Origin of the sequence: Arenimonas sp., assembly GCF_047602345.1 — a bacterium.
GTDB lineage: Bacteria > Pseudomonadota > Gammaproteobacteria > Xanthomonadales > Xanthomonadaceae > Arenimonas.
This window is the reverse complement of sequence record NZ_JASGHN010000001.1, coordinates 97,133-117,842: the sequence shown is the minus strand read 5'-3', so window position 1 is coordinate 117,842 and position 20,710 is coordinate 97,133. Positions and strand designations below refer to the sequence as shown.

Annotated in this window: 20 protein-coding genes; 16 read left to right on the top strand and 4 right to left on the bottom strand. The window is 65.3% G+C overall.

Annotated features, from left to right (window positions below):
• Positions 1–97 precede the first annotated feature (97 nt).
• From yajC to secF, 3 genes are read left to right on the top strand one after another with little or no spacing between them, the layout of a single operon-like run.
• Positions 98–436, top strand: coding sequence for a preprotein translocase subunit YajC (yajC, locus tag QM707_RS00620; protein ID WP_414999936.1), 339 nt, complete (start codon positions 98–100; stop codon positions 434–436).
• A gap of 49 nt (positions 437–485) precedes the next feature.
• A complete protein-coding gene (secD, locus tag QM707_RS00615; protein ID WP_414999935.1) occupies positions 486–2,342 on the top strand; it encodes a protein translocase subunit SecD in 1,857 nt (618 codons plus the stop codon).
• 55 nt (positions 2,343–2,397) lie between these two features.
• Entirely contained in the window at positions 2,398–3,306 is a 909-nt protein-coding gene (gene secF / locus QM707_RS00610; protein ID WP_414999969.1) for a protein translocase subunit SecF, read from the top strand.
• Between the two features lie 70 nt (positions 3,307–3,376).
• On the opposite strand, the gene QM707_RS00605 is transcribed toward secF, so the two are convergent.
• Positions 3,377–4,186 carry an inositol monophosphatase family protein gene (locus tag QM707_RS00605; RefSeq protein WP_414999934.1) on the bottom strand — a complete coding sequence of 270 codons (810 nt, stop codon included), beginning with the start codon at positions 4,184–4,186 and terminating at the stop codon, positions 3,377–3,379.
• Positions 4,187–4,328: 142 nt separating this feature from the next.
• On the opposite strand from QM707_RS00605, the gene QM707_RS00600 reads away from it, so the two are divergent.
• The 3 genes from QM707_RS00600 to radA all read left to right on the top strand — a co-directional run bounded on the left by QM707_RS00600 (position 4,329) and on the right by radA (position 8,740).
• Positions 4,329–5,072: an RNA methyltransferase gene (locus QM707_RS00600; RefSeq protein ID WP_414999933.1), complete on the top strand. Its 744-nt coding sequence runs from the start codon at positions 4,329–4,331 to the stop codon at positions 5,070–5,072.
• A gap of 96 nt (positions 5,073–5,168) precedes the next feature.
• Complete coding sequence (locus QM707_RS00595) at positions 5,169–7,277, top strand: putative bifunctional diguanylate cyclase/phosphodiesterase (RefSeq protein ID WP_414999932.1); 2,109 nt, start codon at positions 5,169–5,171, stop codon at positions 7,275–7,277.
• Between the two features lie 83 nt (positions 7,278–7,360).
• Positions 7,361–8,740: a DNA repair protein RadA gene (gene radA, locus QM707_RS00590; protein WP_414999931.1), complete on the top strand. Its 1,380-nt coding sequence runs from the start codon at positions 7,361–7,363 to the stop codon at positions 8,738–8,740.
• Between the two features lie 5 nt (positions 8,741–8,745).
• On the opposite strand, the gene QM707_RS00585 is transcribed toward radA, so the two are convergent.
• Positions 8,746–9,978, bottom strand: a complete 1,233-nt coding sequence (locus QM707_RS00585; RefSeq protein WP_414999930.1) for a S41 family peptidase — start codon at positions 9,976–9,978, stop codon at positions 8,746–8,748.
• 102 nt (positions 9,979–10,080) lie between these two features.
• A complete protein-coding gene (locus tag QM707_RS00580; protein WP_414999929.1) occupies positions 10,081–10,890 on the bottom strand; it encodes an inner membrane protein YpjD in 810 nt (269 codons plus the stop codon).
• Between the two features lie 110 nt (positions 10,891–11,000).
• On the opposite strand from QM707_RS00580, the gene ffh reads away from it, so the two are divergent.
• The 6 genes from ffh to QM707_RS00550 all read left to right on the top strand — a co-directional run bounded on the left by ffh (position 11,001) and on the right by QM707_RS00550 (position 15,011).
• Positions 11,001–12,380 (top strand): signal recognition particle protein, encoded by a 1,380-nt coding sequence (gene ffh / locus QM707_RS00575; protein ID WP_414999928.1) that lies wholly within the window; start codon positions 11,001–11,003, stop codon positions 12,378–12,380.
• Positions 12,381–12,487: 107 nt separating this feature from the next.
• Positions 12,488–12,739 carry a 30S ribosomal protein S16 gene (gene rpsP, locus QM707_RS00570; protein WP_414999927.1) on the top strand — a complete coding sequence of 84 codons (252 nt, stop codon included), beginning with the start codon at positions 12,488–12,490 and terminating at the stop codon, positions 12,737–12,739.
• A gap of 34 nt (positions 12,740–12,773) precedes the next feature.
• Positions 12,774–13,283, top strand: a complete 510-nt coding sequence (gene rimM, locus QM707_RS00565; protein ID WP_414999926.1) for a ribosome maturation factor RimM — start codon at positions 12,774–12,776, stop codon at positions 13,281–13,283.
• A 4-nt stretch (positions 13,284–13,287) separates the two neighbouring features.
• Positions 13,288–14,049: a tRNA (guanosine(37)-N1)-methyltransferase TrmD gene (trmD, locus tag QM707_RS00560; protein ID WP_414999925.1), complete on the top strand. Its 762-nt coding sequence runs from the start codon at positions 13,288–13,290 to the stop codon at positions 14,047–14,049.
• A 104-nt stretch (positions 14,050–14,153) separates the two neighbouring features.
• Positions 14,154–14,516: a 50S ribosomal protein L19 gene (gene rplS, locus QM707_RS00555; RefSeq protein WP_414999924.1), complete on the top strand. Its 363-nt coding sequence runs from the start codon at positions 14,154–14,156 to the stop codon at positions 14,514–14,516.
• 93 nt (positions 14,517–14,609) lie between these two features.
• Positions 14,610–15,011 carry an RNA-binding S4 domain-containing protein gene (locus QM707_RS00550; protein ID WP_414999923.1) on the top strand — a complete coding sequence of 134 codons (402 nt, stop codon included), beginning with the start codon at positions 14,610–14,612 and terminating at the stop codon, positions 15,009–15,011.
• Here the strand turns inward: QM707_RS00550 and mutS are convergent.
• The gene (gene mutS, locus QM707_RS00545; protein WP_414999922.1) at positions 15,008–17,581 is read right to left on the bottom strand and encodes a DNA mismatch repair protein MutS; all 2,574 of its coding nucleotides are present in this window, start codon (positions 17,579–17,581) and stop codon (positions 15,008–15,010) included. The genes QM707_RS00550 and mutS overlap by 4 nt on opposite strands.
• Before the next feature lie 38 nt (positions 17,582–17,619).
• On the opposite strand from mutS, the gene QM707_RS00540 reads away from it, so the two are divergent.
• The 4 genes from QM707_RS00540 to QM707_RS00525 all read left to right on the top strand — a co-directional run bounded on the left by QM707_RS00540 (position 17,620) and on the right by QM707_RS00525 (position 20,577).
• Positions 17,620–18,138, top strand: coding sequence for a CinA family protein (locus QM707_RS00540; RefSeq protein ID WP_414999921.1), 519 nt, complete (start codon positions 17,620–17,622; stop codon positions 18,136–18,138).
• A gap of 59 nt (positions 18,139–18,197) precedes the next feature.
• On the top strand, positions 18,198–18,857 hold the full coding sequence (gene lexA, locus QM707_RS00535; protein ID WP_414999920.1) for a transcriptional repressor LexA: 660 nt from the start codon (positions 18,198–18,200) through the stop codon (positions 18,855–18,857).
• Positions 18,858–19,036: 179 nt separating this feature from the next.
• Positions 19,037–20,071 (top strand): recombinase RecA, encoded by a 1,035-nt coding sequence (recA, locus tag QM707_RS00530; protein ID WP_414999919.1) that lies wholly within the window; start codon positions 19,037–19,039, stop codon positions 20,069–20,071.
• Positions 20,071–20,577, top strand: a complete 507-nt coding sequence (locus QM707_RS00525; protein ID WP_414999918.1) for a regulatory protein RecX — start codon at positions 20,071–20,073, stop codon at positions 20,575–20,577. The genes recA and QM707_RS00525 overlap by 1 nt, the downstream gene beginning before the upstream one ends.
• The last annotated feature ends 133 nt before the right edge of the window (positions 20,578–20,710 follow it).

Below are 20,710 nucleotides of genomic sequence, written 5' to 3'. Positions count from 1 at the left end.
GCTGGAATGCGTCTGAGCAGGCAGCCCCGCCGGGCCCGGTCGGGCTGGCCTGTGGCATAATCGCCCGCTTTGACTCATTCGACGGATCCCCAAGTCCATGTCCCTGCTCGATTTTCTGATCTCCCCGGCCGCCGCCCAGAGCGCCGCCCCCGGCGCCGCCAGCCCCATGCCCAGTTTCCTGTTCTTCGCCGTCGTCATGGCGGGCATGTTCTTCCTGATGATCTGGCCGCAGATGCGCCGCCAGAAGCAGCATCGCGAGATGCTGGCCAAACTCGCCAAGGGCGACGAGGTCATCACCAACGGCGGCATCGCCGGTCGCGTCGAGGAGATCGGCGAGAACTTCATCGGCGTCGAGATCGCCAGCGGCGTCGTCGTCAAGCTGCAGAAGGGCGCCATTGCCGCCGTGCTGCCCAAGGGCACGTTGAAGTCGGCCTGAGCCGTCCCCACCCGTAACAGTCACGGCTTCGGCCTAAGCGGTTTTCGCCATGCTTGAATTCGCCCGCTGGAAATTCGTCGTCATGTTCCTGGTGCTGCTGGCCAGCGCCTTGTACGCCATGCCCAACCTGTATCCGTCCGACCCGGCGGTGCAGGTAACGCCGCAGAAAGGCGCCGTGCCCGACGAGGCCTTGGTGGCCCAGGTGCAGGGCATGCTCAAGGCGAAGAACATCCCCTACAAGTCGGTCGCGATCGAGGACAAGAGTGTCATCGTCCGTCTGGGCGACAGCGATCATCAAACCCAGGCGGCGGACGACCTCAACGACGAGCTCAACAAGACGCATTCGGTGGCGATGAACCTCGCTTCGACCGTGCCGGCCTGGTTGCGCTCGATCGGCGCCGAGCCGATGAGCCTGGGCCTCGACCTGCAGGGCGGCGTGCACTTCCTGATGGAAGTCGACCAGAAGGCGGCTCGCGAGAAAGCCGAAAACGCCTTCGTGGACAACATCCGCGGCAGCCTGCGCGAAAAGGACATCCGCTACAGCGACGTCAGCCGCGATCCGCAGGGCATTCGCGTCCTGCTCAGCAACGCTGCCGACCGCAACAAGGCGCTGTCCCTGCTCTCGCCGCAGGTTCCTGAGCTCAGTTTCTCGACGGTGGATTCCGACCCGAGGATGCTGCGCGGCACCCTGTCGGCCCAGCGCGTACAGGAGATCGCTACCAAGGCGATCGAACAGAACGTGATCGTGTTGCGCAACCGCGTGAACAATCTCGGCGTGGCCGAGCCGATCATCCAGCGCCAGGGCAGCAATCGCATCGTGGTCGAACTGCCCGGCGTGCAGGACATGACCAAGGCGCGCGACATGCTGGGTGGCACCGCCACGCTGGAGTTCCGTGCCGTGGTCGAAGGCAACGCCGCCGAAGCCCAGCGCGACGGTACGGTGCCGCCGGATGCGCGCGTCTACAACGACAGCGTTTACGGCTCGCCGATCATGTTGTCGAAGCGATTGCTCGTTTCCGGCGATGAGCTGGTCGACGCCACGCCGCAGCGCGATCCCACCACCGGCGAGCCGAGCGTCAGCATCAAGCTGAACAACGCGGGCGGCAATCGCATGTTCAAGCACACGCTGGAAAACGTCGGCAAGCGCATGGGCATCGTCTATATCGAGCGCACGTCGTTCACCGAAGAACAACCCGACGGCAGCAAGAAACGCACGACCCAGATCACCGAGCGCGTCATCAGCGCCTCGACCATCCAGGGCGTCTTCGGCAAGGATTTCCAGACCACCGGTCTGTCGCAGGAAGAGGCCACCAACCTGGCAAGGCAGTTGAAGGCGGGCGCGCTGGCCGCGCCGGTCGACATCGTCGAGCAGCGCGTGATCGGCCCGACGCTCGGCGCCGAGAACATCCGCCGTGGCGTGCAGGCCGTCCTGTATTCGTTCGGCTTCGTGATGGTGTTCTTCGTCGTCTACTACAAGATGTTCGGCATCGTCACCAATATCGCGCTGTTGCTGAACCTGTTGCTGGTGGTCGCGGTGATGTCCTTGCTCGGCGCCACCCTGACGCTGCCCGGCTTCGCCGGCATCGCCTTGACCGTCGGCATGTCGGTGGACGCCAACGTGCTGATCAACGAACGAATACGAGAAGAGTTGCGGTCCGGCAATTCGCCCCTGGCCAGCATTGCCGCCGGTTACGACAAGGCCTCCGGCACGATCGCCGACGCCAACGTGACGGCGCTGTTGGGCGGCATCGCGATGGCGGTGTTCGGATCCGGCCCGATCCGCGGCTTCGGCATCACCCTCATCATCGGCATCCTGACCTCGATGTACACCGCCGTGTCGGTGTCGCGCGGCTTCGCCACCCTGATCTACGGCCGCCGTCGCAAGCTGGCCAAGATCTCGATCTGATTCGTCCGGAGCCGTAGACGTGGAACTTTTCCCGCACGACAGCAACTTCAACTTCATGCGCCTGCGCTCGATTTCCCTGGGCCTGGCGGCGCTCATCATGTTCGTCGCCATCGGTGCGCTGGCGGTCAAGGGCTTCAACTATGCCCTCGACTTCACCGGCGGCACCTCGGCCGAGCTGCGTTTCGAGAAGCAGGTGGACGTGGAGGCGGCGCGCAGCAAACTGACGGCGGCCGGTTTCGAAGGCGTCACGGTGCAGACCTTCGGCAGCGGCAACGAGATCGCCGTGCGCATTCGCCCGGAAGCGGGGCAGAACAGCGACAACTCGGCCGCCGCCGCGCAGCGCATCCTCGCCACGCTCAACAGCAGCGAGAACCCCGGCCGCATCATGTACAGCGGCTACGTCGGTCCGCAGATCGGCAAGGAACTGGCCGAGAACGGCATCTACGCCGGCGTCTTCGTGGTGCTCGGCTTCCTGTTCTACGTCTGGGCGCGCTTCGAATGGAAGTTCGCCGTCGCCGCGATCATCGCCACCCTGCACGACGTGCTGCTGGTCGCCGGCTGGTTCGCCGTCACCGGGCACGAGTTCGACCTGGCCGTGCTGGCCGGCGTGTTGTCGGTCATGGGCTACTCGATCAACGACACCATCGTGGTCTTCGACCGCGTCCGCGAGAACTTCCGCAACCTGCATAAGCTGTCGGCGGCGGAAGTGCTGAACCGTTCGGTCAACCAGACCCTGTCGCGCACGATCATCACGTCCTTCGTGGCCTTGCTGACGGTGGTGGCGCTGTACATCTACGGCGGCAGCTCGCTCAAGGGCATGGCCGAATCGCAGATCATCGGCATCGTCATCGGCACGCTGTCCTCGATCTTCGTGGCCTGCCCGCTGTTGATGCTGCTCGGCGTGACCAAGCAGGACCTGTTGCCGAAAGCCAAGGTCGACGCGGAACTCGAGCGTCGACCCTGACCGGGACGGTTGTACGGAACAAAAAAGCCGCGCGTATGCGCGGCTTTTTCTTTGCGTCGCTGGCGACGCGTCAGTCGAAGGCGGAAGCGTAACCCGATTGCACGATCGCCTTCTGCAGCGCGTCGCAGATCTTCAGGTTGCCGGCGACCATCTGGCCGCCGTCCAGCAACTTTTCGCCCCGGCCGCGGAAGTCGCAGACGCGACCGCCGGCTTCGCGCACCAGCAGCATGCCCGCGGCGATGTCCCAGGCCTTCACGCCCGCTTCGAAATACGCATCGGCGCGGCCGCAGGCCACGTAAGCCAGGTCAAGCGCCGCCGAACCGGTGCGACGGATGTCCTCGGCCTGGTGCTCGGTCATCAACGCGCGGATGGCGTCGAGGTGCGGCGCCAGGCGGGCGCGCTCGCGCGGCGGAAAGCCGGTGATCAGCTGGCTCCCGACCAAGTCCTTGCGTTCGCCGATGCGCAGCTTCTTGTCGTTGAGCAGGGCGCCGGCGCCTTTGCTGGCGGTGAAAAGTTCGTTGCGCAGGGGATCGTAGATGACGCCATCGGTCGGTTCGCCGTTCTCGACCAGGGCGATCGAGACGCAGAAATGCGGGAAACCGCGCAGGTAGTTCGAGGTGCCGTCGAGCGGATCGACGACGAAGGTTTGCCGACCCTTGCCCATCGCGCCGGATTCCTCGGCGAGGATGGCGAAATCGGGGTAAGCCCTGCGCAGCTCTTTGATGATTTCCTTCTCGGCGGCGGCATCGACTTCGCTGGCGTAGTCCTGGCGGCTCTTCTCGACCACGCTGAGGCTGTCGAGCTTGCTGATATGCCGCAGGATCACGGAACCCGCCTGGCGGGCCGCCTTGACCATGACATTGACGACAGGTTTCTGCATGGTGCCCGTCCCGGGGTCGGAAGTCTGTTTGCGCTGAGTTGGATGAAGAACCGTGCCGGGTCAGAGCCCGCGCGGGCGCCATGATAGCAGAGGCCTCGCCGAGCCCGGACTCCAGACCCCTCGGGGCGGTTAAAATGGCGGCATGCACGACCAACTCCGCATCGTCCTCGTCGGCACGCAGCATCCCGGCAACATCGGTTCGGCCGCCCGCGCCATGAAGACGATGGGTCTCGGTCGTCTCGTGCTGGTGTCGCCGCAGCGATTTCCGCATCCCGAGGCGGTCGCCTTGGCGGCCGGCGCAGCCGACGTTCTCGATAACGCCGTGGTGCATGAGCGCCTGGAAGACGCGCTCGCCGACTGCAGCCTCGTCGTCGCGACCACCGCGCGCCGGCGCACCGTGCCCATTCCGGAATATTCGCCGCGCGAAGCGGCCCTGCGACTGGTGCAGGAACAGGCCTCGGGACAGGTGGCCCTGGTCTTCGGTCGCGAGCGCACCGGGCTGGAGAACGAAGAGCTGCAGCTTTGCCACGCGTCGGTGAGCATTCCCGCGAACCCCGACTACAGTTCCCTGAACCTGGCTGCGGCCGTACAGGTATTGGCCTATGAGTTGCGCGTGGCCGCCCTTGAGCACGCGCCGGCGGAAGCGGACAGGGCGACGACGATCGATGAACTTCCGGCTTCGCACGAGCAGTTGGAGGCCTTCTTCGCGCATCTCGCCGAACTGTTGCGTGAGATCGACTTCCACAAGGGCAAGACGCCGGACATCGTGCTGCAGCGCCTGCGCCGGCTGTTCCAGCGCGCCCGACCCGATCCCCGCGAACTTCGCATCCTGCGCGGCATTTTCTCCGATACCCAACGCCTCCTGCGCAAGCCGAGCGATTCCTGAGCCGTCCGTACCGGTGCGTGCGTCGGGCGCTTCGGTTAGGCTTGCCGCTCGTCCCCCCGGAACACCTACCACGATGCGGCGGAATCCGTACTGCCCATGAAGATGCGTCTCGGGCTGCGCGGGCAGCTGCTGGCGATGCTCGCGCTCGTCATGCTTGCCGTGCTCGGCGTCGTGGCCGCCTTCTCCAGCGGCGAAGAAACGACCCATCGTGAAGTGCTGACGCTGTCGAACGAAGCCGTCGGCGAGCTGGCTCGCGACAGCCTGCAGCGTCGCGGCGAACAGCTCGCGCAGCAGTTCGCGCGCAATGTCGCCACGCCGCTGGCCGATGCGGACCGCGAACGCATCGCGCCGATCGTTCGCGCCACCCTGCACCAGCCGGACGTGGCCTACGTGATCGTCTACGATCGCCGCGGGCACATCGTCGACGATGGTGGCGACGGCAGCCATGTCGGCCAGCCGATGGTCGACCCGCTCGCCGATGCCGTGCTGGCCTCCAGCGGGCTGAAACTGCAATGGACCGACAAGCTGCTCGACGCCTCGGCGCCGGTGCTGGCCGGCGCCGAACGCATCGGCGGCGTGCGCGTCGGCATGGTAAGTCGTCGTCCCGGCGCGGCGGAAATCGCCATCCTGCAGCCGATCAATGCGCGACTGCGCGAAGCCAGCGAGGAGCACCATCGCTGGTTGCTCGGCCTGTTGCTCGGCTTGGTCCTGCTCGGTGGCATCGCCGTGATCGCGCTCGAATGGCGCGTCCTTTCGCCCATCCGCACGCTGGCCCAGGCCATGGGCGAGCGCGGCCCCGGCGCGGACCTGCCTGCGGCGCTGGACGAAAGCCGCGAAGACGAGATCGGCGAACTGGCGCGTGCGTTCAAGCGCATGAACGCCGGCCTGGTCCGTCACGATCGCGAGATCCGGCGCCTGGCCTACACCGATCCGCTCACCGGCCTGGCCAACCGTCTGGCGTTTCGCGAAACGCTGGACGACCGCCTGCTGACCTTGCAGGCCAGCAGTGGCGAACTGGCGCTGTTGTTCGTCGACCTCGATGATTTCAAGCGCGTGAACGATACGTTGGGACACGAAGCGGGCGACGAAGTATTGAGCCAGCTGTCCGTGCGCGTGCGCCTGACGCTGGAACGATTCGGTGCGCAGGCCTCCGACATCGCCCGATTCGGCGGCGATGAATTCATCGTGCTGTACCGGGCCGACGATATCCGCGCTGCGTCGGCGAAACTGGCCGAAGCGCTGATCGAAGAGATCGAACGGCCGCTGTTGCTGCAGGGCAAGCAGGTTTTCCTCGGGGCGTCGGTCGGCATCACGCTGTTCCCCTTCGACGCCAATCACGCCGGGCAGTTGCTGAAGAACGCCGACATCGCCATGTACCAGGCCAAGGTCGCCGGCAAGAACTGCTATCGCTTCTATAGCCGCGCGATGGACCAGGCGGTGGAGCGCCGCGTGCAGCTGGAGCAGGATCTGCGCGGCGCGATCGATCGCGACGAACTCAGCATCGCCTATCAGCCCCTGTACCACCTCGCCGACGATCGCATCACCGGGGCCGAAGCGTTGCTGCGCTGGCAGCATCCGCGCCTGGGCATGGTTCCGCCTTCGGTCTTCATCGAAGTCGCCGAACAGAGCGGCCTGATCGAAATGCTCGGGCGTTTCGTGCTCGAGCAGGCGTGCCGCGACGCTTCGGCCTGGTCGGAGAACGGCGATCAACCTTTCGTTTCCGTGAACATTTCGCCGAGGCAGTTGCGCAGCGGCGAACTCCCCGACGTCGTCGGTCATGCCTTGCGCAGTTCCGGCCTGTCGCCGGCGCAGTTGCACCTGGAGCTGACCGAAACAGCCGTGCTCGGCGACGAGCTGCAGGCGAGCGCCCTGTTGTCGCGCGTGCGCGCGACCGGCGTGAAAGTCTGGCTCGACGATTTCGGTACCGGTTTTTCCGGATTGAGCCATTTGCGCCGCGTGCCGGTGGACGGCGTGAAGATCGACCGCAGCTTCGTCGCCGATGTCATCCGCGATCCGGATGACCTGGCCCTGACCACCGCCATCATCGCGATGGCGCATTCGCTAGGCATCACGGTCGTGGCCGAAGGCATCGAGAACGAAGGGCAGCATGCGGTGCTGCGCGAGCGCGGCTGCGACCAGGGGCAGGGTTTCTGGCTGGGTCGGCCGATGTCCTCGGACGAATTCGCGAAAAGGCTGAGGGCGTGATGCGATCGTTTCCTGTCTCAGGCGCTGCGCGCGGGAGGCAGGATCATCGGCACGAACCAGTGCGGGCAAACGGAGAAGTTTGAGTGGCCAAGGCGAAAACGGCCTATGTCTGCGCCGAATGCGGCGCCGACCACAACAAGTGGCAGGGCCAGTGCGGCGAGTGCGGGGCCTGGAACACGCTTTCCGAGATCGTGGTCGAACCCGCGAATGCTGCCAAGACGAACGCACGCGCGACGGGCTATGCCGGTCGCGTCGATTCCGCGCGCATCGTCGACCTGAAGCAGGTGGGACAGGCGGAGGAAGTCCGCGTCGGCACCGGCATCGGCGAGCTCGACCGCGTGCTCGGCGGCGGATTGGTCGAAGGCTCGGTGGTGCTCGTCGGCGGCGACCCGGGCATCGGCAAGTCAACATTGCTGCTGCAGGCCTTGGCCTCGATGGGCAGGAAGCTGCCGGCGCTCTACGTCACCGGCGAAGAAAGCCTGGCGCAGGTCGCCGGGCGCGCGACCCGTCTCGGCCTCGATGTCGAAGGGCTGCAGGCATTGGCGGAAACCGGCGTCGAAAGGATCTTGGCGCAGGCAGCGCAGGCCAGGCCTAAGCTCATCGTCGCCGATTCGATCCAGACCCTATGGTCCGAATTGCTGACAGCGGCACCGGGTTCGGTGAGCCAGGTGAGGGAGAGCGCGGCGCGACTGGTGCGCTACGCGAAGGAAACCGGCACGTCGGTTTTCCTGGTGGGGCATGTGACGAAGGAGGGTGGTATCGCCGGACCTCGCGTTCTCGAGCACATGGTCGATGCCGTGCTGTATTTCGAAGGCGAGGCCGGTAGTCGATTCCGCGTGCTGCGCGCCTTCAAGAATCGGTTCGGCGCGGTGAACGAGCTCGGCGTTTTCGCGATGTCCGACAAGGGATTGAAAGAGGTGCCGAACCCTTCGGCGATTTTCCTTTCCGGCTCGAATGGACCCACGCCCGGCAGCGCGGTGATGGTCACGCGCGAGGGCACGCGGCCCCTGCTGGTGGAAGTGCAGGCTCTGGTCGATCAGAGCCCGCTGGCGAACCCGCGCCGCGTGACCCTGGGCCTGGAGCAGAATCGCCTGGCGATGCTGTTGGCGGTGCTGCACCGGCATGGCGGCGTCGGCGTGTACGACCAGGACGTGTTCGTGAACGTCGTCGGCGGCATCCGCGTGCAGGAGACGGCGGCCGATCTCCCGGTACTGCTGGCGGTGCTCAGCTCGCTGCGCGACCGTCCCTTGCCGGACAAGACCGTCGCGTTCGGCGAGGTCGGCTTGTCCGGCGAGATACGACCGGTACCCAACGGCGAGGAACGCCTGAAGGAAGCGGCGACGCATGGGTTCCGCCGCGCCATCGTTCCCAAGGCCAATGCGCCGAAGAAAGGGCGCATCGGCGAAATGGAAGTGATCGGCGTCGAGCGCTTGTCCGAAGCCTTGAACGCGCGCGAGGAATAGGCGCCTTACCTACCGGCCGTGCGGGCATCCCGCAGCGCGGCGGCCAACGCATTGGCTTTCGCCAGCGCATCGTCCGATCGCATCGGCAATTCGACGTCGGGCGCCAGCCCTTCGATCTCGTTGCGTCCGTTGTCGAGGTAACGCGCGCAGTTCGGCATTCTCGCGTCGAACGGGCTGGCGCGGAACTGCGTGCGCGTGCCGCCGTTGATGTAGCCGCAACCCGCGCCTGCCGTGCGTTCGCCGATCACCGTCGCGATGCCGTTCTGTTGCAACCAGGCGACGAAATCCTCGGATGCCGAGCCCGTATTGCCGTCGACCAGGATCGTTACCGGGCCGGTCCAGACCCCTTGGCCTTGCAGGGTCGCGCGTTCTCCGACGGGTTCCAGAACAGGGCAGGGCTTCTCTCCGCGCCAGACGCCGCTGCGATCGCAGCGCGCGTCGATGAGGCGCGCGTTCTGTCGCGACATCGGCTTGTCGGTCATCAGTACGATGGCTTCCGACACCCATTCGGTACCACCGCCGTTGCCGCTCAGGTCGATCAGCAGTCGCGTCGCGCCCTTCTCCTGCAGCGCTCTGATCTTCGTCGTCAGCTCCGCCTGCAAGCGGGCACGCACGGCCAATCGCAACGCATAGGAGCCAATGCCTGCTTTGAACGCTTGCGTGCATTCGCCGAGATAACGGTCTTCGCCGAACTGGGCGATGCGCAGCACGCCGATCCTGCCGATCAACGCGGTAGGGAAGTTGCCGCCGCTCACGGTCTGGAAACCCTCGATGCGATCGAAGGGGAAATCAAAGGCGTGATCCTCTTCTTCGTAGCCGGCAGCGGCACAATCGGCACCGGCAGGAGGATCGATGGACTCGCTGTCGTCCGTGGCTTCGGCGGCAAGGCTCGAGGCCGTCACCAGTTGCGCGTTTTCGTCTATCGGGCGATCGCCGATCTTCAGGCGGAAATGCGGATCCCTGAAGGCCTTGATGAAGCGGCGGATCGCCAGGAAGGCGCGGACACGGGAGTGCGCGTTGTCGATTGCCGCGCTGGTCTCGCGGTCGAGCCGGGGCAGGTCGAGCTTGCGTTGTTCGACGATCCAGTCGAGGTTGGCATAGCCCTGGGCCATGTCCTGCTTGAGGCGCGAATAGTCGGCTTGCCAGGCCTTGGCGTCGTACGTCAGTACGTCCCAGGCGACGACGAGGGCCAGCAGGGAGGCGAGGACGAAGAAAGATCGGCGCAGGAACTTGAACATCGCGATGGCCAGGTGGCTAGGTAGATGTCAACACTAGGCGCTCAGCGGCCTTAGCTGAATAGGCTGGACGTCATCGGGCCCTACGGCCTAGATGCCAGCGCATTACGACCCGCGGCGAAGCACCAGTTCCAGCACCGCCTGGCTGCCGAAGAAGGCCAAGGCCAGCAGTGTCATCGCGATCAGCGTCAGTTTCACCGCGCGTCGCCCGCGCCAACCGTAGCGCCAACGACCGAACAGCAGGACCAGGAGTACCAGCCAACTGAGGATCGACAGCACCGTCTTGTGCCAGAGGTGCTGCTGCAACAGGTCCTGGACGAACAGCACGCCGGTGATCAAGGCCAGCGTCAGCAAGACGAAGCCGGCGCCGAGCGAACGGAACAGCAGTATTTCCAGTTGCGTCAGCGGCGGCAATGCGCGAAGCCAACCGTGGATCTGGCGCTTGCGCAGCGCTTTTTCCTGGAACCACAACATCAAGGCGATCAGCGCCGAAACCGCCAATGTCGCGTACGCCAGCAGTGCGAGCAGCGCATGCAACTGCACGCGCCAATCGCTATCGGAGGGCGCGCCATGTCCGACGAAGTGATAGAGAAGGAGAAAGGCCGCTGCGAGCGGATAGGTGATGACGCCGAGTGCCGCGAGGCGTTGGCCTTGCGCGGCGATCGTGCTCAGTGCGGCCATGCCCAATCCGACCAGCGACAAAGCCGCGAAAAAATGCAGGTCGGGTGCATTGAGCCGCATCCAGCCCATGCCGTGCGTGGCGGCATGCAGGAACAGCGCGGGCAGCACCAGCCAGGCTTCCGGCCGATGCGACGGCAGGTCGCCGCGCAGCGCGCGCATCAAGCGCGCGCTCGCCGCGAGATAGGCGAGCGCGGCGAGCAGCGGGATCAGGCTGGCGGCTGAAAACGACGGCATGACGGCAGTTTGGCACAAAGGCGAAAAGATGAGAACGGTTCTCAAGTGAGGGCCGCTCTGGCCTGCGGCAGGCTATACTTCGCGCCCCGAAACGTCCCGCAGATTCCCTCATGTTCGAGTCGCTTACCCAGCGTCTTTCCGGCACCCTGCAACGCCTGCGCGGTCGCGGTCGCCTCAGCGAGGACAACATCCGCGAATCCCTGCGCGAAGTCCGTGTCGCGCTGCTCGAAGCTGACGTGGCCTTGCCGGTCGTCGTCGCCCTGATCGAGCGCATCAAGGCACGCGCGATCGGCCAGGAAGTCCTGCAAAGCCTCACGCCCGGTCAGGCGCTGATCAAGATCGTGCACGACGAGATGGCGGCGGTGATGGGTTCGCAGGCCAGCGACCTGAATCTCAACGTGCCGGCCCCCGCCATCGTGTTGATGGCCGGCCTGCAGGGCGCGGGCAAGACCACGACCGTCGGCAAACTCGCCAAGCACCTGAAGGAAAAGCGCAAGAAGAAGGTGATGGTGGTCAGCTGCGATGTCTATCGTCCCGCGGCGATCCAGCAGTTGGAGACCTTGGCCAAGCAGGTCGACGTGCTGTTCTTCGCGAGTTCGCCGAATCAAAGTCCGGTGGACATCGCGCGTGCGGCGATCGACGACGCGCGGCGTAGTTTCGTCGATGTGCTGCTGGTCGATACCGCCGGTCGCCTCGCCATCGACGAAGCGATGATGACCGAGATCAAGGCCCTGCACGGGGCGATTTCCCCGGTCGAAACCCTGTTCGTCGTCGATGCGATGACCGGCCAGGACGCGGCGAACACGGCCAAGGCCTTCAGCGAAGCCTTGCCGCTGACCGGCGTTGTGCTGACCAAGACCGATGGCGATGCCCGCGGCGGTGCGGCGCTGTCGGTGCGTTACATCACCGGCCAGCCGATCAAGTTCACCGGCGTCGGCGAAAAGCCCGATGGCCTCGACATCTTCCATCCCGATCGCGCCGCCAGCCGCATCCTCGACATGGGCGATGTGCTGTCCCTGGTCGAGCAGGTGCAGTCCCAGGTCGATCAGGACAAGGCGGCGAAGCTCGCCGAGAAGGTCAGCAAGGGCAAGCGCTTCGATCTCAACGACATGCGCGACCAGCTCGAGCAGATGCAGAACATGGGCGGCCTGGCCGGCCTGATGGACAAGCTGCCGGGCATGGGTCAGGTGCCCGACAGCGTGAAAGGCAAGGTCACCGGCAAGGAAGTGCCGCGCATGATCGCCATCATCAACTCGATGACCAAGAAGGAGCGCCGGAACCCGGCGGTCCTGAACGGCTCGCGCCGGGCCCGCATCGCCAAGGGCGCCGGCACCACCCCGGCCGAGGTCAACAAGCTGATCAAGCAGTACGACCAGATGGAAGGCATGATGCGCAAGCTCAGCCAGGGCGGCCTGAAGGGCATGATGCGGGGTATGAAAGGCCTGATGGGCGGGGGCGGCTTCCCCCCGGGCGGCGGCTTCCGCCGCTAGGTCAGGGCCGCCGGGCGGTTTTCTTAGGCCGCCCAAGCAGTTATACTCTCCAGCTCCCCGCGTGCCTCAGGCGCCGGACTTCACCCAGAACTACAGAGCAAACAGCAATGGTCAAGATTCGCCTGACCCGTGGTGGCGCCAAGAAGCGCCCCTTCTACCACATCATCGCCACCGATCATCGCAACAAGCGCGATGGCCGTTCGCTTGAGCGCCTCGGTTTCTACAACCCGGTCGCCAAGGGCAACGAAAAGCGCGTCGAACTGAATGTCGAGCGCGTGAAGCATTGGGTTTCCCAGGGCGCGCAGCTGAGCGACAAGGTCGGCACGTTGCTCAAGGAAGCCTCGAAGGCTTCGGCCTGACGTCCGTCCTCGCGCCCGTCGCGAGGAACCGCGCATGATCGATCAAGAGCGCCGAATCCTGCTGGGCAGGATCCTCGGCGCTTTTGGCGTTCGGGGCGAAGTGAAGATCGACAGTTTCACCGATCCCGCCCGCGCACTGCTGAAGTATCAGCCATGGGTGTTGTCGCATCGCGGCGTCGAGCGCGAAATCGGCCAGGCCAGCGGCCGCGAAACGCCGAAGGGCCTGATCGCCTTCCTTCCCGGAGTCGAAGACCGCGATGCTGCCGAAGCATTGCGCGGTGCGGAGCTATGGGTGCCGCGCAGTCGACTGCCCGCACCGAAGCCCGGCGAACACTACTGGGTGGATCTCGAAGGCCTCGACGTCGTCAATCGCGAGGGCTTTGCTTTCGGCAAGGTGTCGCATCTGTTCGACACCGGCGCCAACGACGTGCTGGTGGTGCAGGGCGAGCGCGAGCGCCTCATCCCGTACGTGCCTGAGCAGTTCGTGCTCGACGTCGATTTCGATGCCGGCAAGATCACCGTCGATTGGGATCCGGAGTTCTGATCGCATGCGCATCGACGTGCTCAGCCTGTTTCCCGACTTCATCCACCAGGCCGCGAAGGTCGGCGTGATCGGTCGTGCGCAGGAGCGCGGGCTGATCGAGGTGGAGGCCTGGAATCCGCGCGATTACGCTACCGACAATTATCGCCGCGTGGACGAGCGTCCCTTCGGCGGCGGGCCCGGCATGGTCATGCTGCCCGAGCCGCTGGGTGCCTGCCTCCGGGCGGCGCGCGCTGTGACCGATGCGCCGGCGAGGGTGATCTATCTCAGTCCACAGGGCGTTGCGCTGACGCAGGCGAAGGTCCGTGAGCTGGCTTCGCTGCCGCGGCTGATCCTCGTCTGCGGTCGTTACGAAGGGCTGGACGAGCGTTTCATCGAGCGTGAGATCGATGAAGAGATTTCGGTGGGCGATTACGTGCTGTCCGGCGGCGAACTGGCCGCGGCCGTGGTCATCGATGCGGTGGGCCGGGTCCAGGACGGTGCGCTGAACGATGCCGAATCCGCCACCCAGGACAGCTTCGAGAACGGTCTGCTCGACTGCCCCCATTACACCCGTTCCGAGTCCTGGGGTACGGAGGGCGTACCGCCGGTGCTGCTATCCGGAGACCACGCCCGGATCGCGCGCTGGCGTCGCCAGCAGAGCCTAGGCCGGACCTGGCTGCGACGGCCGGATCTGCTGGCCCGACTGGAACTGGACCGCCGGGACGCCGAGCTCTTGGCGGAATTCCAGGCCGACTGGCTGGCCAAGCAGACTGCCCCGGGGACCTAAACGCTTGAAACCCCTAGCCAATCCGGAACTCCGCCGGCTATAATCGCCAACTCACTGCCGCCCGGCAGCCCAAGAACTACAGATCGAAACGATCCGGTGCAACCATGAACAAGCTCCTCCAGCAATTCGAAGCCGACCAGATGACCCGCCAGCTGCCGGATTTCGGCCCGGGCGATACCGTCGTCGTCAACGTCAAGGTCAAGGAAGGCAATCGCGAGCGCGTGCAGGCGTACGAGGGCGTGGTCATCGCCAAGAAGAACGCCGGCCTGAACTCCGCTTTCACCGTGCGCAAGATTTCGCACGGCGTCGGCGTCGAGCGCGTCTTCCAGACCCACAGCGCCGTCATCGATTCCGTCAGCGTGAAGCGCCGCGGCGACGTGCGTCAGGGCAAGCTGTATTACCTGCGCGCCCTGGAAGGCAAGAAGGCCCGCATCAAGGAAGACCTGTCCGCCCGTTCGGCCGACTGATCGAGTCGCAGGATTCCATCGAAACGGCCGCGAAAGCGGCCGTTTTGCTTTCCGGGCGTAACCTAACGCTACATACCGCAAGACGTCCTACACATGCAGGCAGAGGAACAAGCGACCGTACGCATCGACATCTGGCTGTGGGCGGCGCGCTTCTACAAGACGCGCTCGCTGGCCAAGCAGGCGATCACCGGCAGCAAGGTCGAGGTGGACGGCCAGCCGGCGAAGCCCTCGCGCTCGCTGCGCGGCGGCGAAACCCTGCGCATCGCGCGCGGCGAGGAAACCTTCGAAGTGCTTGTGCTCGACTTGAGCGATACGCGTGGCCCGGCGAGCGTGGCGCAGAAGTTGTACCGCGAAAGCGAGGAGTCGATCGCGCGCCGTGCCGCCGAGCGCGAGCAGCGCAAGCTCGAACGTGCCGGTTACCGCGCGCCGCTGAGCAAGCCCGACAAGCGCGCACGCCGGCTTATCCAGGCCCTGGGCGACATCGACGCGTTCTAGACGAGGCGCTTCAGCCGGTACAGGGCCTCGAGCGCCTGTTTCGGCGTCAGTTCGTCGGGATCGATTTGCGTCAACGCTTGTTCCGCCTGCGATGGCGCCGAGAAAAGGCCGAACTGCTGCGGCTGGTCCAGCGCGACCGGCGCGAGTTCCATCGCGTGCGATGCGCCACGTTGCTCTAGTTCGGTCAGGGTTTTGCGCGCCTGGTTCACGACGGCACGGGGTAGGCCAGCCAGCGCCGCGACCTGCAGGCCGAAACTTCGATTGGCGGGGCCTTCCTTCACCGCATGCATGAAGACGAGCTGGTCGCCGTGTTCGATGGCGTCGAGGTGAACGTTGGCGATGCCGTTCGCCGGTTCCGCCAGCGCCGTCAGCTCGAAGTAGTGCGTGGCGAAAAGAGTGTAGGCACGATTGGCGTGCGCTAGATGGCGCGCACAGGCTTCGGCGAGCGCGAGGCCGTCGTAGGTCGAGGTGCCGCGCCCGATTTCGTCCATCAGCACCAGCGAATGTTCGGTCGCGTGGTGCAGGATGTAGCTGGTTTCGCTCATTTCGACCATGAAGGTCGACTGGCCGCGGGCCAAGTCATCGCCCGCGCCGATACGGGTGAGTATCCGGTCGATCGGTCCAATTTCGGCGTTGGCCGCGGGCACGAAGCTGCCGATGTGCGCGAGCAGCACGATCAGCGCGTTCTGTCGCATGTAGGTCGATTTGCCGCCCATGTTCGGACCGGTGATCACCAGCATGCGGCGATCGGGATCGAGCCGGAGGTCGTTGGGCTCGAAGGGCTCGCTGCGCACCGCTTCGACGACCGGATGGCGCCCGCGTTCGATGCGGATGCCGGGCGCGTCGCTCAGCGCCGGCCGCGACCAGTCCAACGCCTGTGCCCGCTGCGCGAAGCTGCCGAGCACGTCGATTTCCGACAAAGCCAGCGCGCAGCGCTTGAGCGCTTCCAGGCGCAGGTTCAGGACATCGAGCAACCCATCGTAAAGCTGCTTCTCGCGCGCCAGCGAACGTTCGCGCGCCGACAGCACTTTGTCTTCGAATGACTTCAGTTCCTCGGTGATGTAGCGTTCCGCCCCGGTCAGGGTCTGGCGACGGGTGTAATGCGCGGGCGCCCGTTCCGCCTGGCCCTTGCTGATCTCGATGTAATAGCCGTGTACGCGGTTGTAACCGACCTTCAGCGTCGGGATGCCGGTCGCCGCCTTCTCGCGTGCTTCGAGGTCGACCAGGAACTGGTCGGCGTTCTCCGACAGCGTGCGCAGCTCGTCGAGTTCGGCATCGAAACCGCCGGCGATCACGCCGCCGTCGCGCAACAGTACCGGGGGCTGCTCGTTCAGCGACCGACGCAGGAGGTCGGCGTTATCGCCGTGTTCGCCGAGCTCGTCCGACAGCGCCAGAACGCGGGGCGAATCCATCTCGGCCAGTTGCAGGCGGATGGCAGGCAGCGAAAGCAACGCGTCGCGCAGGGTAGACAGGTCGCGCGGGCGCGCCGAGCGCAGGGCTACGCGTGCCAGGATGCGCTCGATGTCGCCGATGCCGCGGAATGTTTCGCGCAGGATGCGGGCGTTGCCATCGTGGTCGATCAGCGTTTGCACCGCGTGCAGGCGTTGCCCGACGACGCGGCGATCGCGCAGCGGCCGGTTCAGCCAGCGTCGCAGCAGGCGCCCGCCCATCGGCGTGACGCTGGAATCGAGCACGCCGAGCAAGGTGTGTTCGATGCGTCCGTCGGTACGCGCGTCCAGCTCGAGATGACGGCGCGTCGCCGCGTTCAGCGCGATGGCCTCGTCGGCTGCTTCCACCGCGATCGCGCTCAGGTGCGGCAGTCGTTGCTTCTGCGTTTCCTCGACGTAACCGAGCAGGGCGCCGGCAGCGCCGATCGCCAGCGGCATGTCCTCGATGCCGAAGCCGCGCAGATCGTGCAGGCCGAAAAACTTCAATAGTTGGCGGCGGCAGGCTTCGGCGTCGAAATACCAGGGTGCGCGACGGCGCAGTCCTGTCAGCGTTCCGACGCATTCGGGCCAGCCGTCTTCGTCCGCGATCAGCGTCTCGGCCGGCGCAAGCCGGGCGAGCTCGGCGGCGAGAGCGTCTTCGCTGCCGACTTCGTTCACGAGGAAGCGGCCGGCGGCGAGGTCCGCCCACGCGAGGCCATAGCCATGCTTGCCGCGTGCGATCGACAGCAACAGCGTTTCGCGACGCTCGTCGAGCAGGGCTTCGTCGGTGACGGTGCCGGGCGTGACGATGCGCACGACCTTGCGTTCGACCAGTCCTTTCGCCAATGCCGGATCGCCGATCTGTTCGCAGATCGCGACCGATTCGCCCAGCGCGACGAGCCGCGCGAGGTAACCTTCGACCGCATGCACGGGCACGCCAGCCATCGGGATGGGTTGCCCTGCGGATGCCCCGCGCTGGGTCAGCGTGATGTCGAGCAGGCGCGCAGCCTTGCGCGCGTCGTCGTAGAACAGCTCGTAGAAGTCGCCCATGCGGAACAGCAGCAGGATGTCCGGATGCTCCGCCTTCGCGGCGAAGAACTGGCGCATCAGGGGCGTGTGCTGGGCGGAATCGCTGGACGACATCGTGACAGGCTGGGACGCGGCCCTATAGTCTAGCCGGCATGGACGAACTCTCCGCGCTGGCGACCGCCGATCACGACGACACCACCCTGCACCGGCTGGCGGAAGAAGTCGGCGAATCCCTGCGGCTGAAGCGCCAGACACTGTGTACGGCCGAAAGCTGCACCGGCGGCTGGATCGCCAAGATGATCACCGATATCCCGGGCTGCTCCGATTGGTTCGACAGCGGCATGGCGGCCTATAGCTACGAAGCCAAGCAGGCGCTGCTGGGCGTGCGCCCGGAGACGCTGATGCAGCATGGCGCGGTCAGTCGCGAGACGGTGCTCGAAATGGTCTCGGGCGCGCTGGTGACCTCGGGCGCCGGTGTCGCGGTCGCGGTGACCGGTATCGCCGGCCCGTCTGGCGGCATGCCCGACAAGCCCATCGGCACGGTCTGGATCGCCTGGAAGCGGCGCGGGGGTTACCCCTTGGCCCAGGTATTCCATTTCCCCGGCGATCGCGAAGCCGTTCGTCGGCAGACCGTCGCCGCCTCCCTGCTGGGCTTGCTCAAACTTGCCTGAGGCTTGCCATCGCCAATCGTTAGTAGTATTACTACTAACAACCCGGCGGGAGCAGCCCCATGAAGGTTTCGGATACGCAGCAGGCCATCCTGGATTTCATCGCGGCACGTATCGAAGCCGAGGGCGTGCCTCCTTCGCAGACTGAGATCGCCAATGCCCTGGGTTTCCGGGGCGTGCGCGCCGCTCAGTACCATCTGGACATCCTCGAGCAGGCGGGCCTGATCCGGCGCGTTCCCGGGCAGGCGCGGGGCATTCGCCTGTGTACGCCGCCAACCGAGTCGGCCGAGGACGTCGAGATTCCCGTTCCGTCGCGTCGCGATTCCATAGAAAACGAAGCGCTGCGCCTGCCGGTGCTGGGTCGCGTCGCGGCGGGTTTGCCGATCGGCGCCGATATCGGTTCCGACCAGGTCGTACTGCTCGATCGAAACTTTTTCTCGCCGGCGCCGGATTACCTGCTGAAGGTGAAGGGCGATTCGATGCGCGACGACGGTATTTTCGACGGCGACCTGATCGGCGTGCACCGTACGCCCGATGCGCATTCGGGGCAGATCGTGGTGGCGCGCATCGACGACGAGATCACTGTGAAGCTGCTCAAGGTCAGCAAAGGGCAGGTGCGGCTGTTGCCGCGCAATCCCGATTATTCCCCGATCGAGGTCGGTCCCGACCAGGACTTCGCCATCGAGGGCCTGTATTGCGGCCTCGTGCGGCCCAATCGTTGAACCATACGTGGATTTCCGACCCGCCCGCATGAAAGTTTCCGACCGTGATCCGCGCGATCAGCGACTGCCGAACGTTCTTGTCGCGACAGATATTCAAGACCTGGAATGCATCGTCTCAACCGGTGCGATCCGGGCCTCCTAAGCTCCCCGCCATTCCAACACCCTCCGAGGACATCCGCATGGACGACAACAAGAAGCGCGCTCTTACCGCAGCCCTGGGCCAGATCGAGAAGCAGTTCGGCAAGGGCGCCGTCATGCGCATGGGCGACCGCGTCGCCGAACCGACCGAAGTCGTCGGCACCGGCTCGCTGATGCTGGACATGGCCCTCGGGATCGGCGGGTTGCCGAAAGGTCGAGTGGTCGAGATCTACGGTCCGGAATCCTCCGGCAAGACCACGCTCACGCTGCAGGTCATCGCGCAGTGCCAGAAGGCCGGCGGCACGGCCGCTTTCGTCGATGCCGAACATGCGCTCGATCCGACCTACGCGCAGAAGCTCGGCGTCAAGGTCGACGATCTGCTGGTGTCGCAGCCCGACACCGGCGAGCAGGCGCTGGAGATCGCCGACATGCTCGTGCGTTCGAATGCCGTGGACGTGGTCGTCGTCGACTCCGTCGCCGCGCTGACCCCGAAAGCCGAAATCGAGGGCGAGATGGGCGAATTGCAGGTCGGCCTGCAGGCGCGATTGATGAGCCAGGCTTTGCGCAAGCTCACCGGCAACATCAATCGCTCCAACTGCATGGTCATCTTCATCAACCAGCTGCGCATGAAGATCGGCATGATGATGCCCGGCCAGAACCCGGAAACCACCACCGGCGGCAATGCGCTCAAGTTCTATGCTTCGGTGCGTCTGGATATCCGCCGCATCGGCTCGGTGAAGAAGGGCGATGAGATCATCGGCAACGAGACCAAGATCAAGGTCGTCAAGAACAAGCTGGCGCCGCCCTTCAAACAGGTGATCACCGAGATCCTGTATGGCGAAGGCATCTCCCGTGAAGGCGAACTGATCGATCTCGGCGTGGACCACAAGATCGTCGAAAAGTCCGGCGCCTGGTACAGCGCATTGGGCGAACGCATCGGGCAGGGCAAGGAAAGCGCCCGCCAATACCTCAAGGACAATCCGTCCGTGGCCGCGGAAATCGAATCTCGCCTGCGTGAGAAGCTGATGCCGGCCGCGTCGCGCCCGGCTGCGGCTGCCGATACCGCAGAAGCCTGATGTCCGAATCGGATGGGAGTTCCTCCAAGTCTCGGGCACCTCGTCGTCCCGAACCTTCCGCCTACCAGCGAGCCCTCGGGCTGCTGGTACGGCGGGAGCACTCCCGTCGCGAGCTAAAGCGGAAACTGGGGGCGCGCGGGATCAGTCAGGAGGAGACCGAAACCGCCCTGTCCGTGCTTGCCAAACAGGATTTCCAGAACGACCAGCGTTTCGCCGAGGCTTTGGTTCGCAGCCGGGCCCTGGCTGGCTATGGTCCTCTTAGGATTCGTGCGGAGCTGTCCAGCCACGGCATCGACCGCGGCAGTATCGAAACAGCCCTGGGATCGGTCGATCACGACTGGCTTGGCAGCGCGCGGGCGCTGGCACGGCGACGATTCTCTTCCTGTCACGACGATCCGGCCCAGCGGCGCAAGGCGGTAGATTTCCTGATGCGTCGTGGCTTCGACCAGGGTATGGCCAGGTCGGCTATCGGCTGGGCAGTGGCCGGGGACGATTCGGACGACTGAGCCAGCCCGATCTTGGGCCTGCGGGCGGCAATCTAGTACCCTAGAAGCCTTCGGATTCGATTGATGGCTCCAACTCCGACCCCATCGTTTGGGGGAGGGCTCCGGGCTGGAATCGGCGTCCGCTTCGTTCAGG

Excerpts from the sequence above, each read along its gene's own strand:
- yajC (WP_414999936.1), top strand. The coding sequence starts at position 98 with ATGTCCCTGCTCGATTTTCTGATCTCCCCGGCCGCCGCCCAGAGCGCC.
- secD (WP_414999935.1), top strand. The coding sequence starts at position 486 with ATGCTTGAATTCGCCCGCTGGAAATTCGTCGTCATGTTCCTGGTGCTG.
- secF (WP_414999969.1), top strand. The coding sequence starts at position 2,398 with ATGCGCCTGCGCTCGATTTCCCTGGGCCTGGCGGCGCTCATCATGTTC.
- QM707_RS00605 (WP_414999934.1), bottom strand. The coding sequence starts at position 4,186 with ATGCAGAAACCTGTCGTCAATGTCATGGTCAAGGCGGCCCGCCAGGCG.
- QM707_RS00600 (WP_414999933.1), top strand. The coding sequence starts at position 4,329 with ATGCACGACCAACTCCGCATCGTCCTCGTCGGCACGCAGCATCCCGGC.
- QM707_RS00595 (WP_414999932.1), top strand. The coding sequence starts at position 5,169 with ATGAAGATGCGTCTCGGGCTGCGCGGGCAGCTGCTGGCGATGCTCGCG.
- QM707_RS00585 (WP_414999930.1), bottom strand. The coding sequence starts at position 9,978 with ATGTTCAAGTTCCTGCGCCGATCTTTCTTCGTCCTCGCCTCCCTGCTG.
- QM707_RS00580 (WP_414999929.1), bottom strand. The coding sequence starts at position 10,890 with ATGCCGTCGTTTTCAGCCGCCAGCCTGATCCCGCTGCTCGCCGCGCTC.
- ffh (WP_414999928.1), top strand. The coding sequence starts at position 11,001 with ATGTTCGAGTCGCTTACCCAGCGTCTTTCCGGCACCCTGCAACGCCTG.
- rpsP (WP_414999927.1), top strand. The coding sequence starts at position 12,488 with ATGGTCAAGATTCGCCTGACCCGTGGTGGCGCCAAGAAGCGCCCCTTC.
- rimM (WP_414999926.1), top strand. The coding sequence starts at position 12,774 with ATGATCGATCAAGAGCGCCGAATCCTGCTGGGCAGGATCCTCGGCGCT.
- trmD (WP_414999925.1), top strand. The coding sequence starts at position 13,288 with ATGCGCATCGACGTGCTCAGCCTGTTTCCCGACTTCATCCACCAGGCC.
- rplS (WP_414999924.1), top strand. The coding sequence starts at position 14,154 with ATGAACAAGCTCCTCCAGCAATTCGAAGCCGACCAGATGACCCGCCAG.
- QM707_RS00550 (WP_414999923.1), top strand. The coding sequence starts at position 14,610 with ATGCAGGCAGAGGAACAAGCGACCGTACGCATCGACATCTGGCTGTGG.
- mutS (WP_414999922.1), bottom strand. The coding sequence starts at position 17,581 with ATGTCGTCCAGCGATTCCGCCCAGCACACGCCCCTGATGCGCCAGTTC.
- QM707_RS00540 (WP_414999921.1), top strand. The coding sequence starts at position 17,620 with ATGGACGAACTCTCCGCGCTGGCGACCGCCGATCACGACGACACCACC.
- lexA (WP_414999920.1), top strand. The coding sequence starts at position 18,198 with ATGAAGGTTTCGGATACGCAGCAGGCCATCCTGGATTTCATCGCGGCA.
- recA (WP_414999919.1), top strand. The coding sequence starts at position 19,037 with ATGGACGACAACAAGAAGCGCGCTCTTACCGCAGCCCTGGGCCAGATC.
- QM707_RS00525 (WP_414999918.1), top strand. The coding sequence starts at position 20,071 with ATGTCCGAATCGGATGGGAGTTCCTCCAAGTCTCGGGCACCTCGTCGT.